The sequence below is a fragment of the Candidatus Hikarchaeum yamanae genome (genome assembly GCF_009889665.1).
Taxonomy (GTDB): domain Archaea; phylum Halobacteriota; class Halobacteria; order Halobacteriales; family Hikarchaeaceae; genus Hikarchaeum; species Hikarchaeum yamanae.
Genome location: NZ_WTZR01000001.1, coordinates 68,557 through 85,945, shown reverse-complemented (window position 1 = coordinate 85,945; position 17,389 = coordinate 68,557). Strand labels below are relative to the sequence as shown.

Below are 17,389 nucleotides of genomic sequence, written 5' to 3'. Positions count from 1 at the left end.
GAATGAGGCGTGCGTGTGATGAACTTAACACTCTCGATATTTGACAGGAGGGAATAGTGAGGGGGTTTGAGCTAATTAAGAGGGAGAATTTATTTTTTTGATTGCCCAAGAAAGGGTGATTAATACTGCTAGTATAACACCGGCAAGAGTGCCCAACAGTCCTGTGATGATAAATCCTTGGTCGGGCCCCACTATGGTTGCAGGATCCAAGTTTAAAATGGGGATACGAGATAGGGGAATGAATAATTCAGGGTGGGTAGCAACATAAAGGAAGAATAAAGGGGATATTGTTTTTCCTAGATTTCGGATCCAAGATCCAATTGAAACTATCCCAGCCCTGATGTCTCGAGAAGTATTTTGGGTCAGTAGGCTAGTTTCCAGACCTGCTGCGAATCCTTCCATTATACCATAAAGAAGGCCAACAAGTAAGAAAGAAATGAGAGAAGTTGCGAGACTGAAACCAATTGAAACTATTCCTATAAAAATCATACCGGCCAAAACTATATATTTGATCTCGAATCTGCTATTTGCTAGACGCTTGACTTGGGTGGCTACTGCCGCGAGTCCTAAACTCATCATGCTGAAAACGAGTCCAGCCTCTCCGGAAGACATACCGTATTTTAATACCATCAATGGTAAGAATGTGTAGACACCGTATTTGATGAAAAATCTCATGAAAACTACGGCATAGGAGATTACGACAGACCAATTAAACAGGGCCTTCCACAATGAATAGAAATAGACAAAAGAAGTTGTACGCGGTTCTTTTTCTTCAGTTCCCATTTCGGGCATATATTTGAGAGTATATAATCCAGCAGGTATGGCTATGAAGAAAAACAAGAAAGGTAAATTCCAAGCTATCCCCCCCAAGAGACCTCCTACGACTGGGTAGAAAAATTTGGCTATGTTTATAGAAACCACTCGCAAACCTTGAGCTCCAACTTCAAGATCAGTTTGTTTGGAAAACATGTCTCCAATTATAGTGCCGGACATGGGCATGATTCCACTGACTCCAATTCCTTGTGCAAATCGTAACAAGAGTATTGTTTGCATATTATCTGTGAAAAAGATAGCAGTCCCACAGACACCAAAAAGTAATAGAGAAACTGCAAGGACTATTTTCCTTTGGAAACGGTCAGCGATGAAACCCCAGAGAGGTATGAAAATAAGAGCGGGAAATGTGAACCATGCGATCATGTTTGCCATATCCATTTCGGTCATTCCTATTTCTAGAAACATCAGGGGAAAGACGGGTGAGATAAACGTCACACCCATCATGGAAAGGGCACTTACACCGTAAAGAAAAGAAGCGGTTCGCTCGAGTTCTGGTCTATCTTTAAAAGAAGTTGGGAGAAGGGACATTTCAGGAAACTTTATCGATTATTTTAGGAATGGCAAGTGTTTAAACTGGAGCAATGATGGATAAAATCGAATTAGTATCCAATTGCAATCCCATCTCTGCGAGGATCAGATCCTCCGATGAGAGTGCCATTTTTATCTGAATAAATAAATTGCCCACCTCCAAAATGTTCTCTGGGGTTGAAGAAGAGATGTTCTTCCAGAACATCATGCCCTTTTTTGCGTAGTGCAGCAACGGTACTATTGGGGATACGGCTAGTTTCTAGGGCAATTGTATTTCCATTTACCCATCTAAATCGAGGGGCATCCATTGCAGCTTGAGGATTGAGACCCAGGTCTACTAAAGATAGCAAGACTTGCAGATGTCCCTGTGGTTGCATAGAGCCACCCATGACACCCCAAGACGCCTTGAACTCTCCATTTTTTTGAAGCATGGCAGGTATTATGGTATGAAATGGTCTTTTATGAGGAGAGATGCAATTTGCGTGTGTTGGATTTAAGCTAAATGAACATCCTCGATTGTGAATTAAGAAACCATTTGAAGAGAGTCCACTTCCGAAAGCCATGAAAATGCTGTTGATAAATGAAACTGCATTTCCATCACCGTCGACTACAGAAATGTAAATTGTATCGTTGCCATTTGGACCGGCTTTAGGAATATAAGAACTAGCAGATTCTCCTATTTCTTGAGCTCGTTTTTGTGCGTATTTTTTTGATAGCATTTTTTTCATGGGGATATCCACCATGGCAGGATCGGAGATGTATTTGTGCCCATCTGAAACTGCTATCTTGAAGGTCTCAACGAGTGTGTGGATCCGGTCGGGGTCTGTGATAGAAGGTGGAAGGTCAAAATTTTCGGCAATGTTTATCGCCTCAAGTGCTATCAGTCCTTGGCCATTTGGGGGAGCCTCAAGTATATCGATTCCACGGTAATTAGTACAAATTGGATCGCACCAAGCCCCTTCATGTTCTTCGAGGTCTGATCGAGATAAGAGTCCACCATCTTTTTGTACGGCTTCAACCATATTTTTTCCTAAGTTTCCGTTGTAAAATTCTGAAATACCGTGTTTAGCGATTAGCTCAAATGTATCGGCTAACTGAGTATTGGAAAAGATGTCTCCAGGGGTGGGTGGGGAACCACCGGGGAGATAAGTGAGTGCAGTTTTAGGGTAGGGAGTAATTCTATTTGAAGCAAAAGACCATTGCCAAGAAATATATTCACTCACTGGGAAACCATCTCTTGCATATTTGATTGCGGGTTCAAATGCTTCCGAAAGGGAAATTGTACCATATTTTTCTAGTAGATCGTTCCACCCTGCTAAAGCACCAGGGGTTGTTACAGAAAGTCCACCTTTTGTGGGCATTTTAAGCTCGTCTTCGGTTGGTTGGGTGTCGAGATTTTGAAACTCACTTTCGGTTTTCTGTTCAGAGGCTAGATTTTGGCATAGTGATAAATTGGCTTCTTCAGGGGCACCGCCACTTCCATTATACGCTTGGTATTGGTTATTGAAATGTACTAGAGCGAACATATCCCCTCCAATACCAGACATGTGGGGTTCGACGACGTTGAGTACTGCAGCTGCGGTTACAGCTGCGTCTGCTGCATTCCCACCATTCTCTAACACGCGGAGGGCAGAAAGGGCTGCCAATGGTTGGCTTGTTGCAACCATTCCATTTTTTGCCATCATTGCAGATCTGCGTCCAATGAATTGCCAGGGATAGCTGAATTTCATCTATATAGTAATTAGTGCATACAGTTTATTAAAGTATACAAGTGAGTATTGTAGGAATTACTCCCACCCAGTACTCCCAAACTCTTGTAATATGAAATCGCCAATGGACTGTCCTGCTGCATCTAACACTGATTCTGAAAGAAGGATTGGACAATCTGCTCGGACCGCTAGAGCGATCGCATCAGAAGGCCGAGCATCGAATGCAAACGGATGGGATTTTCCATCGGTGTAACGTTGAAGATGAATTTTAGCGTAGAAAGTTCCTCCAGAAAGGTCATCTACAATGATTTTGTCAAGTGCACCTCCTAGTTCGGTTATGATTTCTAGTAACAGATCGTGAGTAAGTGGTCTGGTGCTCCTTTCTCCTTGCAATTCGAACTGAATGGATTGTGCTTGGTCGGGGCTAATAAAGATGGGAACGTATCTATCTTTGGCTGTTAAAAGTACTACGGGAGTTGCCATTCCAGATTCGCACCAACTGATTCCAATTCCTCGGATTTCTGCCTCGTGATCCATGATGCTTAATGGGGATGGAAGGTAAAAAAATCCTCGTTAATTTTGATTAGATTCGGAATTTGTTGCCCCACTCATTTTTCCGTATTGAACAGGAGGTGAGTTTTTCGGTGTGGCCCAATCAATAGCATTTTTGATAATCAATTGAATGTCTTGATTGTGATATACAGGATGCGTTTCGTGCCCAGGTCCCAAGAAGAATATGTTTCCATTTCCTCTTTTCCAGCAACACCCACTTCGAAAAACTTCGCCTCCTTCGTTCCAACTAACCAATACTAGGTCGTCGGGTCTAGGTATATCGAATGGTTCGGCGAAGACCTGAGATTGTGGGAATTCTATATACTCGGAGGTGAGGTTTTGGACTATTTGGTGCCCGGGGTCAACTATCCAAACGCGCTCGATTTCATCTGCATTTCTTCGTTTTAATCGGCACGAAGTTCCCATGAGCAATTGGAATGGTTTGGAGCGCAATGCCGAGTGAAGTACTATAAATCCCATTCCATCCAACACTCTTTTTGTCACACGTTTTGCGATGGAGTCGTCTAATAATTCATTTTTGTTATGGGACCACCAAAGCAGTACATCTGTTTGGTCTAATAATTCAGAAGGGAGTCCGTGTTCGGGAGAGTCCAGGGTTGCAGTGGTGGTGACATACCCAGATTCGGTGAGAAAGTTAGCTATAAAATTATGAATCCCAGAGGGGTAAAGTTCCCCTGCTGATGAATTATCTCGCTCACAGTGGTATTCATTCCAGATTGTCACGCGCACCATAGAGTAGTTGGTTCTGGCGGAGAAGGTATAGTTATTGATTCAATCGAGTGGCTTTTAGCAAAAGTTTCAGATTTGAAAAAGATTCCACAGATCCATTAGTAATTTTTATGTCAAAAAGTGTTTTTGCTTCAGGTGGAGCATTAATGAAAAGTTCATTGAGTTTTGTCAGGTTATCTTTAGATGTATTAGATTGGGTAGTCCAAGGAATATAGGGAATATCCTTCTTCAGGACGGTGGCAGATTCTATGTTAAATTCTTGCTCTTCAATCCAACTTGTCCATTGATCTACTGTGTGGCTTTGAATGTGGGTGGGATCTCTCAATTTTTCAACGGTATTGAGGAATGTGTTGAGAAAAGGGGTATTGGGAGCTACGTTGTCTTCAAATAGAAAAACACCGGAAGAATTTGATACTCGAGAGACTTCCTCAAGGAACAGACGGGGGTTGGGAAAATGGTGTGCTGCAATTCTGCAAACGATGGTATCAAATGAATCATCGTGGAAAGGTAGAGATTCTGCGTCGGAGACCGCCACTTCCAAGATAGGATATGCAGATAGAGCTGTGTGTGCCATTTTAGGAGATATGTCGATAGCTATAACACGAGAGTGAGAGGAATTTTTTTGGAAAATCGCATTGGCAGCATGTCCTGCTCCAGTGGCTATGTCGAGTGCGAGTCGAGAGCCTCTTGACCAATTGGCTAAGATATCTAAATCATCTCCCTCACGGTGGATTTTACTAGAGAGATAAGAGTTTGCCCTATTTCCAAAAGCGTTGGCAGTTTGTTTTTTGTGAGTGGGACGGTTTTCCATGGTAAAACTGGGTTTTATGTTTACTTTATTTTCTGTTTAAGTATATATTATCGGGTTTTTAGTAGTGACAACCCGATATTGTTTTCCTTAAGCACTCGTTGTTAAATGTAGGAATATGTTGGCTAGACAATATCTTAGAGAAAATTCGGAGATAGTAAAAGAGGCCATCAAAAATAGGAATATGGGAGAAGGAGAAGTAGTGGTAAAATTGCTTCAAATAGATGAGAAATGGAGAGTTATGAAGGCCCAATGTGACGATCTTCGGCATGAAAGGAATAAGGTTTCAACGTTGATTGGAAATCTTAAAAGTAAAGGGGAAAATGAGGCTGCTGAGAAAGCCATAGCTCAATCGTCGGGGTTGAAAGTAGAATTAGAAAAGCTAGAAGAAAATGCGAAAGCTCTAGAAGAAGAATTAAAGAAAGGGTTATTGGAATTACCGAATGTGCCACATGAAAGTGTCCCGACGGGAATGGATGAATCAGATAACGTTGAGATTCGCCGGGTGGGATTTGAAAATTTAAGAGAATTTCCAGAGGATATTGTTCCCCATTATGATCTAGGAGTTAGGTTGGACATAATTGATGAGATGAGAGGTGCAAAAACTACAGGGTCGGGTTTTTATTTTTTGAAAGGAGAAGGTGCGCGGTTGGAACATGCTTTAATTTCACTGATGCTAGATATCCATAGAGAACAGGGATATATTGAATTAATCCCTCCAATCCCGGTATCATCTGCATCTATGACGGGGACAGGGCAGTTTCCAAAATTTGTCAATGATGCTTATAAAATTGAAGGAGAAGATCTGTGGCTATGTCCAACTGCAGAAGTCCCGGTTACAAATATGTACTCTGAAGAGATTTTACTTGATGAGGATCTACCAATAAAGCATCAGGCTTACACTCCTAATTTTCGGAGGGAAGCGGGAGAACATGGTACAGAAACTAGAGGAATTGTTAGAGTGCATCAATTCAATAAAGTTGAATTGGTTAATTTTACCCGGCCAGATTCAAGTTATGAACAGCTTGAGTTGTTAGTGAATGATGCAGAAGAAGTGCTCAAGAAACTACAATTGCCATATAGGGTAATTTCCCTTTGTACAGGAGATTTGACATTTTCCTCGGCTAAAACTTATGATATTGAAATTTGGACACCGATAGGGAATAATGAAGAAAAAAATGATGGTCGGTGGTTGGAGGTTTCTTCTGCATCTAATTTTGAAGATTTCCAGGCGCGTAGGGCAGGATTGAGGTATCGTCCGAAGCGTCATGAATCGGCAGATTATATCCATACGTTAAATGCTTCAGGTTTGGCACTTCCTAGGGTCATGGTTGCGATTCTAGAATATTATCAGAATGCAGATGGGACTGTGGAAATACCACAAGTATTGCGTCCATATATGGGTGGATTGGAAAGAATTGAAGGTAGTGATCCGATAGGAGAGAGTGCAGTTGGTGCAGGTTTGAGAAACTAGATTTCAATTGTTGTGTCAATTAATGCAGAGAGAGGGCTAACTATGGTTCGATGAGGGGCCTCAATTGAAATGGGTGTTGTGAGAGAGATATTTGAAAATCGTATGTCAGACTTAAATTCGCCATTGGTTTGAATCATAGTTGCCTCTACTTGTCCCGATTGTAACTCGCGTATCCAAACTGTTTTTCCAGAAAAAGAGGGGTCTGTTTTTCCGTGAAGAATCCAAATTTTGGGCGCAAGGTTTAGATCATTTCCAGCCAGAGGATATCGTCTATCGTGCCACTCCCAAAATCCATCTTGGAGTACGTAAACGTTTGTAAATCCAGAATTCAATAAGCTAGCTGCTCTTAATGTGGAGAGATGAAGTGGACATCCACAATAAGTCACAATTCTATCGTTTTTTGGCCAATATGAAGTGGGGTCTGAGGATCCAATTCCAGATGGTGCGGGGCTTAGTATAGATCCTAGAATGTGTGATCGTTCGTATTGTGTTTGAGATCTTGAGTCGACAAAACGGGCTTCTCCTCTTTGGTGCCAATTATAGACTGTTTTGAGGGGTGCTAGAGGGATAGTTTGAGAGTTGACTTTAGCCACATCAAAAGTAGTGGGGTCAAAGAATTGTCGAGGGGGAATTTGAGCGGGCAGAGGAGGGTATCCATCGAAGGGGTCTAAATCTGGTTCATATTTGTTATTTTCACTTGTACCGAGACACCCAGAGATTGCAATTCCAATTCCTAATAGAATGTCTCTCCTTTGCATTAGTTAGTCTTTGAGATACGGAGATATCAAGTGTTTGGATTTTTAATTGGATCTACTGAAAAAATGCGATCCAGATTGCCACGGAGAAAAGTGATAGTCCCAGCAGCAAATTCAAGGTGTGAACTTGTCCAGGTGTATTGAATAGTTTACGAAGTAACGTTCCGGCAAATGCCCATGTACATAGGGCTGTGAAACCCAATGTGGAATTGATTAAAACGAACAAGATTTTTACTCCATAGCCAGGGGCGAATTGAGTTGCAAAGGTGGTCATTAAAACAATGAAATGGATCCATGCTTTCCCATTTACGAGTTGTAAGAAAAGACCTGTAGAGAAACCAAGTAGTTGAGTAGATTCGTCGGTGGATACGGAGGATGAGAACGCTATTTTATAGGAGAGGTATGCAATATACAATGCGCCAGCGTAGACTAGTATTTGGAGTATATTGGCATTCTGTTCAATGAAAACGGCTCCGATTCCAATTATGAGTGCTAAAACCGTGAATCCAAAAAACATTCCTATCATCAATGACAAAGTGTTTCGGATTCCGTGTTGAGACCCATGTGCTGCACAAAGTAAATTGTTGGGTCCAGGGGAGAAAGTCATTGAAACCATAAATAAAGCCGTTGCGCTTATGAGTGCCCAATCCATGAAAAAAGAAAGCTGTGTACAGACAAAAAATTGAGGGTTCGAAATGGGGTTTCCTTCGATTCTCTTTTGGTACTTCTGGATATATAGTCAAGCTGTGGAAATCCATATTCGATATGAAGGTGACGACGATCCAAGCAAATGCACGGCTAGAAAGCTTTCACGTTTCGGGTTGGCTGAATTACATAGAGATAATAAGTCAACACCATATGGCATAATCCTTAATCCGTATTCGGAAAAGGCGTTGTCTCCTGCCGATTATAAATATCCGTACAAATTGGTGGCGTTGGATTGTTCCTGGGAAACTGCAGGGGTTGGTAGTTTTTCTATGAAAGGTATCCACCGGGCGCTACCATTTCTAGTCGCAGCCAATCCCGTGAACTATGGAAAGCCGTTTAAACTTACAACAGTGGAGGCTATAGCGGCCTCTTTGTTTATTTTAGGTGAGAAAGAACAATCTAGAAAGGTACTATCTAAGTTCCGATGGGGACTGAATTTTTTAACACTTAATGAAGAGCCTTTAGAATCATATGCGTCTTGTTTAACTTCAGAAGATGTGGTAAATGTCCAAGAATTGTACTTGTCTTGAATAAAATGTTGTTTAGAAGCCCCGATGGGACTCGAAAGTTTTTAATTGTGGTAGACTATACGTGTGGCTATGGCGCGCTTTGAACAAGCAGAGAAACGCATGTTGCAAAAGAAAATTTGTATGCGTTGTAATGCCCGAAATCCACAGAAAGCGAAGGCTTGCCGTAAATGTGGATATACCGGGTTGCGTGTTAGAAGAAGAGAACGCCAAGCTGCTGGTTAGTTTAATTGCAGAATGGAGTTATCCCTCTGGTTTGTATTTTGGCTCTCGTTTCTTGGCTCTAGCCAGGGCTTTAGAGATTACTTCCAAAACATCTCCGTGGAACATCGGGCCATGGCCTGGGTACATATTCCTTAAATCTTGAGGGGAATTGGATAATATTAGCTCTATACTAGATATTAAATCCTCTCGGGAACTGCCAGGTAGATCGGTGCGTCCGAAACTACCACGATGGAACGCTTGGTCACTGTAGACGACTATATCTCCTGTAAAAATGGAATTATGATTCAAAAAAACCAAATGGTCTTTGGAATGTCCAGGAGTGTGGAGAGTCGTATACCAATCGTCGCCCATGAATATTTTTTGGCCATTGGTAAGTTTTGATGTTTGCAAAGGATGATCTGCATAGCAATGTAGATCGGGTCGAAAAGCATCCATGATATCATGTAAAGATCCAACATGATCGGGATGTTGATGGGTCAGAACTATAGAATCTATTTTGGAGGTATGGAGATAAATTTTTTCAAGAGTGTTGGGGTCAGAACCTACATCTACAAGAGTGGTTTTTTCTCCGAAAATCAAATACGCGTTGGAAGTAAAAATGGTGGATTCATGCGTGAGGTTACAAACGTCCATTGGAGTCACATCGTATTGATTGAAGGGGATTCGGGGTATCTATTAGTCCAAAGTATGGCTAGTATCATGATGAGAACTACGGCACCGGTAAAGGCTATGGATTTTGTGGTAATCCAAACAATGGTGGAGCTGAACCACATAGATAGCATCATTATATACCGTGCTTTTCGAGGGAATACCCGCTCAGTTTCCCAATTGTGAAGAAAGGGTCCAAAGATTGAGTGGGTGTAGAGATAGTTGTGCCATTTTTTGGAACTTTTCCCAAAGGCCCAAGCTGCAATAATCAGAAATCCAGTGAACGGTATTCCAGGAGTTATGACTCCAACATATGCCATGAAGAGGGCGGCGAAACCAATTGCCATATATAAGTATTTTTTTGGATTGTTTGGGTCAAATTCGATTGATGGTTGTTTAATAGGGATAGAGTTCATAAACTGTCAGTACAACTAGTAAAGTATATGGAGGATATGAGGGGATCGAAAGTGATCTCATGTGAGCGTTGCCCCGCATTGGTTTCTTCACGGACTATGATTGTTAATGGGGATGGAAAAATGAACGCGGAGATATTATTTGTAGGAGAAGGTCCAGGTAGAGAAGAAGACATAAGCGGAAAGCCATTCGTGGGGAGAAGTGGCCTTGTTCTTGATAGAAGCTTACAAGAAAATGGTATTTCAAGAGGAGATGTTAGAATCACTAATTGTGTTCGTTGTAGGCCCCCAGAAAACAGAAATCCATCCAAAAAAGAACTTTCTAATTGCAAGAACCATCTGTACACCGAAATTGCACTTGTAGATCCTAAATTGATTGTTGCGCTGGGACGAGTTCCATCTGAACATTTACTTCAAAGGGAAGTACTAGTTACAAAAGAAGCGGGCGAAGTAGAATTAGCGAACATTGAGGGAGTGGATCGGTCTATTCTGATTTGTATTCACCCCGCTGCGACTCTCTATAATCCAAACCAAAAAGTGATTTTTGAATCTGCAATTTCAAAAGCTGTGGAGTTGGTTGGATTAAAAATGAAAGGGGCGAAGTAGAAGTATTGTGGGTATGATTTCTGTGCATAATCCTTTTGTGGATTGTTAGTCTAGTAGAATAAGTGGGAGATAATCCATGACTGATGTAAAAATAGCAATAATAGATTATGGGTTAGGAAATCTGAGGAGTGTTAAAAGGGGTTTTGAGCGTTCGGGCGGGGATGTGATTGTAACATCAGATATAGATATTATATCTCACGCAGATGGTGTGGTATTACCAGGAGTGGGAGCATTTTCAGAGGGTATGGAAAATGCAGAACCACTCAAAAAAAGTATTATTGAAATTGGAAAAAGTGGGATTCCTATGTTTGGTATTTGTTTAGGAATGCAAATGTTACTAACAGAATCAGAAGAGGCAGAATGTGTAGGACAAGGGGATGTGCAGGGACTGGATCTAATTCCAGGTAAGAATATCAGAATTAGAAATGAAAAAGTGCCGCATATGGGGTGGAATGAGTTGAAGATTGTACAAGATCATCCTATTGTCAAAGGAGTGGATGGATTGCACGCTTATTTCGTGCACTCATATCATGCAGTTCCAAAAGATAGTTCTGCGGTAGTTTCAACTACAGAGTATGGGGGGGAATTTGCTAGTATGATTGCTAGAGAAAATATTTTTGGGACACAATTTCACCCGGAGAAATCTGGAGAAACTGGTTTAAAAATTCTCCATAATTTTATTGAAGTTTGTCAAAGTGTATGAGTCTAAAAAGATTTTAAGAGGAATCTTCAGGGGTAAGAATACTGAGGATAATGATTAAAAATATAAATAAAAAAGAAAGCAATCCCGGTACGAATACTAGTGGCTCTGTTAAATTTCCCCCGGTACTTCTCATTATGGCCAAAGATACACCAATACCAACGGGGATTGATAGAAATAGGGACCAAAAAATTTCAGACGGTTTTGGTTTTTGAAAAAAATTCATAATAAATCTCGGACTTCGGAATACCACATGTCATGGTAATCTATGCTTCCAGTTCTTTCTGCTATATCTACTGCCAATAAATGCCAACATTTCTTATTCGTGTCGCTTTTGATATTGTATTCTGAACCTTTGCAGGTACACATCCCGTCTTCCACGATATATTCGTCATCATATCCGACAACTACGGTGAAATCTCGATATTGTTTGACCCTGTCTTCTTGAATAGCTTCGAGGGCTTTTTGTCCACGAATCCCGTTTTTCTGTAGTAATGACTCTGTGTAAAAATTTGCGGGTTTTTCAGGTAGCGAGGAATTGTTTTTTCCACTGGGCTTTGGCACAAGGTGTAGTTAGTGCTCCAGGGTAATAAAAATAAATAAATTGGCAACTTTGTTGGACAGAGGATGGCAAGTAACCATAAACGATGGATTTTCAGGTTTTGCCACAGACGTGGATATATGTATACAGTCTCAGAGGGAGGGATTGAAGCCATAGTTCCGTCTGCATCGGTGTCTGGTAGAACTAAAGATGTGTTTTTTAATCCGAATATGGAGCTAAATAGAGATATAACAGTAGCGGCGTTGCGAGCATACAGGGTTGAGGGGGTTGATACATATCTAGATGCAAATGCTGCGACCGGGATAAGAGGAGTGAGGGCTGCTGCAGATGGTTGGAAAGTAACATTAGTGGATATTGAGGAAGATGCTGTCGAATTGTGTAAATCTAATTTATCTAGGAATGGATTGTCGGGAGAAGTGTATCAAAATGATGTCAATATTGTCCTTCGTCTTAATAGATATGACGTGGTGGACATAGACCCATTTGGAAGCCCGATTTCTTTTTTGGATAGTGCATTCAGAGGGGCTAAGCGTTTGATTTGTGTGACTGCGACCGACACAGCACCTCTTTGTGGTGCACATTTCCAGGCGGGTGTTCGGAGATATAGTTCCATTCCTCGGAAAACGGAATACCATGCAGAAGTAGGAATTAGAGTTCTTCTTTCTTTGATGGCACGAATGGCTGCGCGATATGATATTGGAATTAATCCCATATTATGCCATGCTACTCGCCATTATTATAGGGTGTATGTAGAAATAGAAAGGAGAGTGTCAAGAGCAAATGAATCGTTGGAGGAAATAGGATACTTGCATCACTGTACCTCTTGTTTGCATCGGGATACTCAAGATGGTTTGATTTCGTTTCCACCTTCTATTTGTCCTTCGTGTGGCAGTACAAAAATGACAACTTCTGGTCCAATTTGGTTGGGAAATACAGCCAGCAAAGATTTTGTAGGCAGGGTTGAGGGAAACCTAACAGAAGAAATGGGTATGGCCCATAGGGCGCAAAAAATATTTTCAAGGTTATTAGAGGAACTAGAAATTCCTACACACTATGACCAGCATAAATTATGTCGACTGTGGAAGCGCCCTGCGCCCTCCATGGAAATATTTGTGCAATGTTTATCAGATGTGGGTTTTGAGGTTTCAAGAACCCACTATGGGGGAACTACATTGAAAACAAATGCTACAGTTTCTGAGATATACGAGGCTACAGGAAACTAATTGATTTAGAAAGTGCGTAGATATCGGTTATGTTCCCACTCGGAAACAGAAACCAAATAATCTGCATATTCTGCACGTTTGGTAGTGGTATATGCTTCGATTATGTGAGGCCCAAGTGCATTGCAAATAACTTCGTCTGCTTCGAGGGCATCTATAGCATCTCCTAGATTGCTTGGAAGTGTTTTTATACCGTATTCTTCTTGTTTTTTGGCATCGAAATCGTAGATATTTTCACGGACTGGTTCGGGGGCTTCTAGTTCTCGATTGATACCATCTAATCCTGCCTCTAGCATTGCGGCTATAGCTAAATATGGATTGGCAGATGGGTCGGGAGATCTAAGTTCCACGCGGGTCCCTGCGGCAGTTCTCGAAGCTGGTTTTCTGATCAGTGCAGATCGGTTGACATCACTCCAAGCTATGTAGACTGGGGCTTCATATCCCGGGACGAGGCGTTTGTAGGAATTAACTATAGGGTTGCAAATTGCGGTTAGAGCTGGTGCGTGTTCTAGCAAACCCGCTAGGTAATGTTTAGCTATATCAGAAAGGCCAAATTCTCCATCTTTATCAAAGAAAGCATTCGTTCCGCCTTCAAATAGAGACATATGAGTATGCATTCCTGATCCGTTTATACCAGAGATGGGTTTTGGCATGAAAGTAGCATATAAACCGTGTTGGTGTGCAACAGCTCTTACTGCGGCTTTGAATGTCACAACATTGTCTGCCGTCTTGAGAGCTGGAGCATATTTCCAATCTATTTCATGCTGGCCTTCTGCGACTTCGTGATGACTTGCTTCTATTTCAAACCCAAGTTTTTGCAGAGTATAGACCATATCCCTGCGAATTGAAGGACCTAGGTCGGCAGGAGTTATATCAAAATAACCTCCTACATCGTGTGTGTCTAGAGAAGGGTTTCCTTCGTTTGTTTTTAGAAGGAAAAATTCAGGCTCAATTCCAACGTTTAGATCAAATCCCAGTTTCTTTGCTTTTTCAAGAGAGTTTTGAAGAGTAGTTCGGGAATCTCCTTCGAATGGTGTGTTGTCTATTCGACGTACATCAGAAATGACTCTAGCGGCACCTCTACCATTCTCATCTTTTCTCCAGGGAAGTTCTTCGTAGGTTGAAGAGTCAGGGACGAGGCGCATATCAGACTCTTGTATCCGGGTGAAGCCTTCTATAGAGGAACCATCAAAATAGATACCTTCTGTGAATGCTTTTTCTGCTTGATTAGCAGGAATTGCTATATTTTTTACTACACCGAGTATATCGACGAATTGTAGTCGCAAGAAATCGATGTTATTTTTTTGAATACTATCTAGAATTTTTTGTTCCGACGGGCCGATTTTAGCCAGTTCGGAATCAGAATGTCCATTTGTCATTTTAATCTGTGGTTATTATAGTGTATGTAACATAATAAAATTTTATGGTTTGCGCACGGATGATATTTTAAGATAAAAATGACCATTCGGTGCATTTTAATAAGAATGACCCGTATATTTAGGTGATGACGTATGAAAATCTTGATTCAAAGTTAATAAATGAACTACTTGAGGATGGGAGAGCTAGTTTTAGAACTTTGTCAGAAAGAGTGGGTGTTTCAGTGGCAACCATTTCGAGGCATCTATTTGGATTGGAAGAAAGAGGAGTGATCACAGGATATGCTCCAACAATCAAATATGAAAAGCTTGGATATGGACTCACAGCGATAATTCAGCTGAAAGTCGAGGGGGCTCAAATTCCAGATATTACTACTAAATTGTCTAAGTACGAACAAATGATATCGATCTATGAAGTCACAGGGGATTATGACTTAATTGTTATTGCAAAGTTCAAAGACACGGCTGGAATGAATAAACAAATAAAAGCTATTCTTATCGACCCGATAATAAAGGCTTCAAACACTAGTGTTGTGTTGAATGCGGTGGAAGAAAATCGTCAGTTTAGTCTCTCGGAAACTGCGGTTTGAATTGCTGTTAGTAAAATATATTATTTTTTAAGAAGGGATCACATCATGCCGGGCATCATGCCGCCCATTCCGCCCATTCCGCCCATTCCGCCCATTCCGCCCATTCCGCCCATCATTGCTTCTAATTCTTCTGGGCTGGGTTGACCACCAGATGGCGCATCGCTTGCAGCGATGACATCGTCGATGCGAAGAATCATAATTGCGGCTTCGGTGGCAGATTTAATCGCTTGTGTCTTGACCCGAAGAGGTTCATAAACCCCTTCTTCTGCCATATCAATGACATCTCCCGTGTCTGCATTGAGGCCTGCAGAAACATTACCTCCATCATGTTGAGAGCGAAGGCTCACGATCGAATCAATCGGATCTAGTCCTGCATTCTCAGCTAGAGTTCGGGGTATGACTTCAACTGCATCTGCGAACGCTTCAATTGCGAGTTGTTCTCTACCTCCAACTGATTCAGCAAAATCGCGGACTCCAAGAGCGACTTCTAATTCAGGGGATCCACCCCCTGCTACAACCTTTCCATCTTCGATAGTTGCACGTACTACACCCAGGGAATCGTCGATAGCTCGCTCTACTTCATCGACTACGTGTTCGGTTCCACCTCTCAAAATGAGCGTCACGGCTTTTGCGTCTTTTACATCAGTTATGAAGATATGTTGATCTCCACCGAGATCTTGTTGTACGACTTCTCCGGCATGCCCAAGATCCGTCTCTTTGATATCGTCGAAATTGGTAACGATTCTAGCCCCAGTTGCTCTTGCTATTGCTTTCTGATCTGAAGCTTTTGTTCTTCTAACGGCTAAGATTCCTGCTTCAGCTAGGAAGTGTTGTGCAACGTCGTGGATCCCTGCATCGGTGAAAAGCACATTTGCCTTTAACTCGACGAGTTTGTTTACCATATCTTTGAGTTGCTGTTGTTCCTGATCCAAGAAGAGTTGTAGTTCGGCAGGATCGGAGACATTAACTTCAGAATCAAGTTCGGTTTCTCTAACTTCAAACTTGCCGCCATAGATCGCAACGCGGGCATCTTCGATGTAATAGGGCATATTTTCCTGTACCCTCTCTTTTTGAATAAGAACGCCTTCGACAAGTTCAGATTCATTGATGGCACCCCCAACTGCTTTTTTAATTCGTATATTATCTAGATCGATCCCGTCTTCGTCGCTCACGGATGTCACAGCTTCAACTACTAATTGGGATAAGAGATCTTTTGCACTTTCTGCCCCTTTCCCAGTCATTGCAGTTGACGCTATTTTTTCTAATATTTCGGTGTCTGATTTAGAAACGTCAGTGGCGATTCCATCTAGTATTTCTTTTGCTTTTGTAGCAGCTTGTCGGTAGCCCTGAGTGACTGTTGTTGGATGGAGTTTTTGAGTAAGAAGGGTTTCAGCTTGGTGTAAAAACTCTCCCGCTAGTACAACTGCAGTGGTAGTTCCATCTGCAACCTCGTCCTCTTGGGTTTTAGCTACTTCTACAATCATATTTGCTGCAGGATGGTCTATATCCATCTCCGCAAGAATTGTAGCACCGTCGTTGGTTACGACGACAGTTCCAGAACTGTCTACCAACATTTTGTCCATACCTCGCGGACCGAGAGTGGTCCGGATTGCTTCTGCGACGGCCTTACCGGCCGTGATATTCATAGATTGTGCATCTCGTCCAGAGGTTCTCTGAGCTCCTCCTGCGAGCACAATCAGCGGCTGACCGCCTAGCTGCTGTGCCATAAGTGGATTTGATTTGTTTGTTGTTCTATATATAATTTTCGAAGCGTCAGAGGGGCCTTTTTCCATAGGGCAGAGACCAATATTCAACTATGTTTGAGATTATATCTCTACTTTTTTGAATTTGCAGGGGGAAGGTTAGAATTGTTCAAATTTAGATTGATTTGCTTCTTGCCGTTTGCGTTCGAGGAAGCCGTAGACGGATCCGTGGCGAGAGCCATCGATTATCATCTCTATTGCTGATCTGACTAAATCTACTTGTTGGTAAGGTCCAATAATACCCACAGTTGAACGATAAATAACAATTTTTGTGTCAGTTAAATCTTCCATGGTGGCTCGGGTCCTCCCATGTTTTCCTATCAATCGGCTCTTATGCCGCCTCATATCATTTTCATTTCTAGACAGACGTTTTAATTCGATTAAATCGAATGTTATATTATCGTCTTTGAGTAACGAGAGGGCAACTTTTGGAGAAAACCCCCTTCCAATTGCTTTTACGATGTCGGCGGCGGCGAGTTCTTCAAAGGGTGCTTCTGTGTTTTCTATTTGTACTCGGTGGTTATCAGAATCGACTTCAATCGTAACGTTTGCGTGTGATTCTATCTTTTGCAGGGTTGCTCCTCCTTCACCGATGAGAACGCCGATTCTCTCTCCAGGGATCTTCACATACTGCATAATAT

20 protein-coding genes are annotated in these 17,389 nt (G+C 41.8%); 7 read left to right on the top strand and 13 right to left on the bottom strand.

Annotated features, from left to right (window positions below):
* Window positions 1–75: 75 nt before the first annotated feature.
* From ACM9H2_RS00435 to ACM9H2_RS00415, 5 genes are all read right to left on the bottom strand, one after another.
* On the bottom strand, window positions 76–1,362 hold the full coding sequence (locus ACM9H2_RS00435; protein ID WP_415487074.1) for an MFS transporter: 1,287 nt from the start codon (window positions 1,360–1,362) through the stop codon (window positions 76–78).
* A 71-nt stretch (window positions 1,363–1,433) separates the two neighbouring features.
* Window positions 1,434–3,092 carry a gamma-glutamyltransferase gene (gene ggt / locus ACM9H2_RS00430; protein ID WP_415487072.1) on the bottom strand — a complete coding sequence of 553 codons (1,659 nt, stop codon included), beginning with the start codon at window positions 3,090–3,092 and terminating at the stop codon, window positions 1,434–1,436.
* Between the two features lie 57 nt (window positions 3,093–3,149).
* Window positions 3,150–3,608, bottom strand: a complete 459-nt coding sequence (locus ACM9H2_RS00425; RefSeq protein WP_415487070.1) for a bifunctional nuclease family protein — start codon at window positions 3,606–3,608, stop codon at window positions 3,150–3,152.
* A 36-nt stretch (window positions 3,609–3,644) separates the two neighbouring features.
* Complete coding sequence (locus ACM9H2_RS00420; RefSeq protein WP_415487068.1) at window positions 3,645–4,376, bottom strand: ThuA domain-containing protein; 732 nt, start codon at window positions 4,374–4,376, stop codon at window positions 3,645–3,647.
* Between the two features lie 31 nt (window positions 4,377–4,407).
* Window positions 4,408–5,184: a class I SAM-dependent methyltransferase gene (locus tag ACM9H2_RS00415; RefSeq protein ID WP_415487066.1), complete on the bottom strand. Its 777-nt coding sequence runs from the start codon at window positions 5,182–5,184 to the stop codon at window positions 4,408–4,410.
* 115 nt (window positions 5,185–5,299) lie between these two features.
* Between ACM9H2_RS00415 and serS the strand changes: the two genes are divergently transcribed.
* Window positions 5,300–6,655 (top strand): serine--tRNA ligase, encoded by a 1,356-nt coding sequence (gene serS, locus ACM9H2_RS00410; protein WP_415487064.1) that lies wholly within the window; start codon window positions 5,300–5,302, stop codon window positions 6,653–6,655.
* Here the strand turns inward: serS and ACM9H2_RS00405 are convergent.
* Together ACM9H2_RS00405 and ACM9H2_RS00400 are read right to left on the bottom strand one after the other, a co-directional pair.
* The gene (locus ACM9H2_RS00405; RefSeq protein WP_415487062.1) at window positions 6,652–7,413 is read right to left on the bottom strand and encodes a rhodanese-like domain-containing protein; all 762 of its coding nucleotides are present in this window, start codon (window positions 7,411–7,413) and stop codon (window positions 6,652–6,654) included. The two genes, serS and ACM9H2_RS00405, sit on opposite strands and share 4 nt — an antisense overlap.
* A gap of 52 nt (window positions 7,414–7,465) precedes the next feature.
* Window positions 7,466–8,062: a LysE family translocator gene (locus ACM9H2_RS00400; protein WP_415487060.1), complete on the bottom strand. Its 597-nt coding sequence runs from the start codon at window positions 8,060–8,062 to the stop codon at window positions 7,466–7,468.
* 94 nt (window positions 8,063–8,156) lie between these two features.
* Here ACM9H2_RS00400 and ACM9H2_RS00395 point away from each other — a divergent pair, with 94 nt between their 5' ends.
* A complete protein-coding gene (locus tag ACM9H2_RS00395; protein WP_415487058.1) occupies window positions 8,157–8,648 on the top strand; it encodes a DUF367 family protein in 492 nt (163 codons plus the stop codon).
* A 69-nt stretch (window positions 8,649–8,717) separates the two neighbouring features.
* A complete protein-coding gene (locus ACM9H2_RS00390) occupies window positions 8,718–8,870 on the top strand; it encodes a 50S ribosomal protein L40e (protein WP_415487056.1) in 153 nt (50 codons plus the stop codon).
* Window positions 8,871–8,888: 18 nt separating this feature from the next.
* On the opposite strand, the gene ACM9H2_RS00385 is transcribed toward ACM9H2_RS00390, so the two are convergent.
* Window positions 8,889–9,503 (bottom strand): MBL fold metallo-hydrolase, encoded by a 615-nt coding sequence (locus ACM9H2_RS00385; RefSeq protein ID WP_415487054.1) that lies wholly within the window; start codon window positions 9,501–9,503, stop codon window positions 8,889–8,891.
* Window positions 9,504–9,508: 5 nt separating this feature from the next.
* Entirely contained in the window at window positions 9,509–9,934 is a 426-nt protein-coding gene (locus ACM9H2_RS00380) for a YbaN family protein (protein ID WP_415487052.1), read from the bottom strand.
* 27 nt (window positions 9,935–9,961) lie between these two features.
* On the opposite strand from ACM9H2_RS00380, the gene ACM9H2_RS00375 reads away from it, so the two are divergent.
* Together ACM9H2_RS00375 and hisH are read left to right on the top strand one after the other, a co-directional pair.
* Complete coding sequence (locus ACM9H2_RS00375; RefSeq protein WP_415487050.1) at window positions 9,962–10,537, top strand: uracil-DNA glycosylase; 576 nt, start codon at window positions 9,962–9,964, stop codon at window positions 10,535–10,537.
* 76 nt (window positions 10,538–10,613) lie between these two features.
* Window positions 10,614–11,240 carry an imidazole glycerol phosphate synthase subunit HisH gene (hisH, locus tag ACM9H2_RS00370; RefSeq protein WP_415487048.1) on the top strand — a complete coding sequence of 209 codons (627 nt, stop codon included), beginning with the start codon at window positions 10,614–10,616 and terminating at the stop codon, window positions 11,238–11,240.
* Between the two features lie 219 nt (window positions 11,241–11,459).
* Here the strand turns inward: hisH and ACM9H2_RS00365 are convergent, their stop codons facing one another.
* The gene (locus tag ACM9H2_RS00365) at window positions 11,460–11,801 is read right to left on the bottom strand and encodes a hypothetical protein (RefSeq protein ID WP_415487046.1); all 342 of its coding nucleotides are present in this window, start codon (window positions 11,799–11,801) and stop codon (window positions 11,460–11,462) included.
* A gap of 117 nt (window positions 11,802–11,918) precedes the next feature.
* On the opposite strand from ACM9H2_RS00365, the gene ACM9H2_RS00360 reads away from it, so the two are divergent.
* Window positions 11,919–13,022, top strand: coding sequence for a tRNA (guanine(10)-N(2))-dimethyltransferase (locus tag ACM9H2_RS00360; protein ID WP_415487044.1), 1,104 nt, complete (start codon window positions 11,919–11,921; stop codon window positions 13,020–13,022).
* A gap of 5 nt (window positions 13,023–13,027) precedes the next feature.
* On the opposite strand, the gene glnA is transcribed toward ACM9H2_RS00360, so the two are convergent.
* Entirely contained in the window at window positions 13,028–14,398 is a 1,371-nt protein-coding gene (glnA, locus tag ACM9H2_RS00355; protein WP_415487042.1) for a type I glutamate--ammonia ligase, read from the bottom strand.
* Between the two features lie 125 nt (window positions 14,399–14,523).
* On the opposite strand from glnA, the gene lrp reads away from it, so the two are divergent.
* A complete protein-coding gene (gene lrp, locus ACM9H2_RS00350; RefSeq protein ID WP_415487040.1) occupies window positions 14,524–14,985 on the top strand; it encodes an HTH-type transcriptional regulator Lrp in 462 nt (153 codons plus the stop codon).
* Between the two features lie 38 nt (window positions 14,986–15,023).
* On the opposite strand, the gene thsA is transcribed toward lrp, so the two are convergent.
* Together thsA and ACM9H2_RS00340 are read right to left on the bottom strand one after the other, a co-directional pair.
* On the bottom strand, window positions 15,024–16,712 hold the full coding sequence (thsA, locus tag ACM9H2_RS00345; protein ID WP_415487275.1) for a thermosome subunit alpha: 1,689 nt from the start codon (window positions 16,710–16,712) through the stop codon (window positions 15,024–15,026).
* 135 nt (window positions 16,713–16,847) lie between these two features.
* Window positions 16,848–17,384 (bottom strand): KH domain-containing protein, encoded by a 537-nt coding sequence (locus ACM9H2_RS00340; RefSeq protein ID WP_415487038.1) that lies wholly within the window; start codon window positions 17,382–17,384, stop codon window positions 16,848–16,850.
* Between the last annotated feature and the right edge of the window lie 5 nt (window positions 17,385–17,389).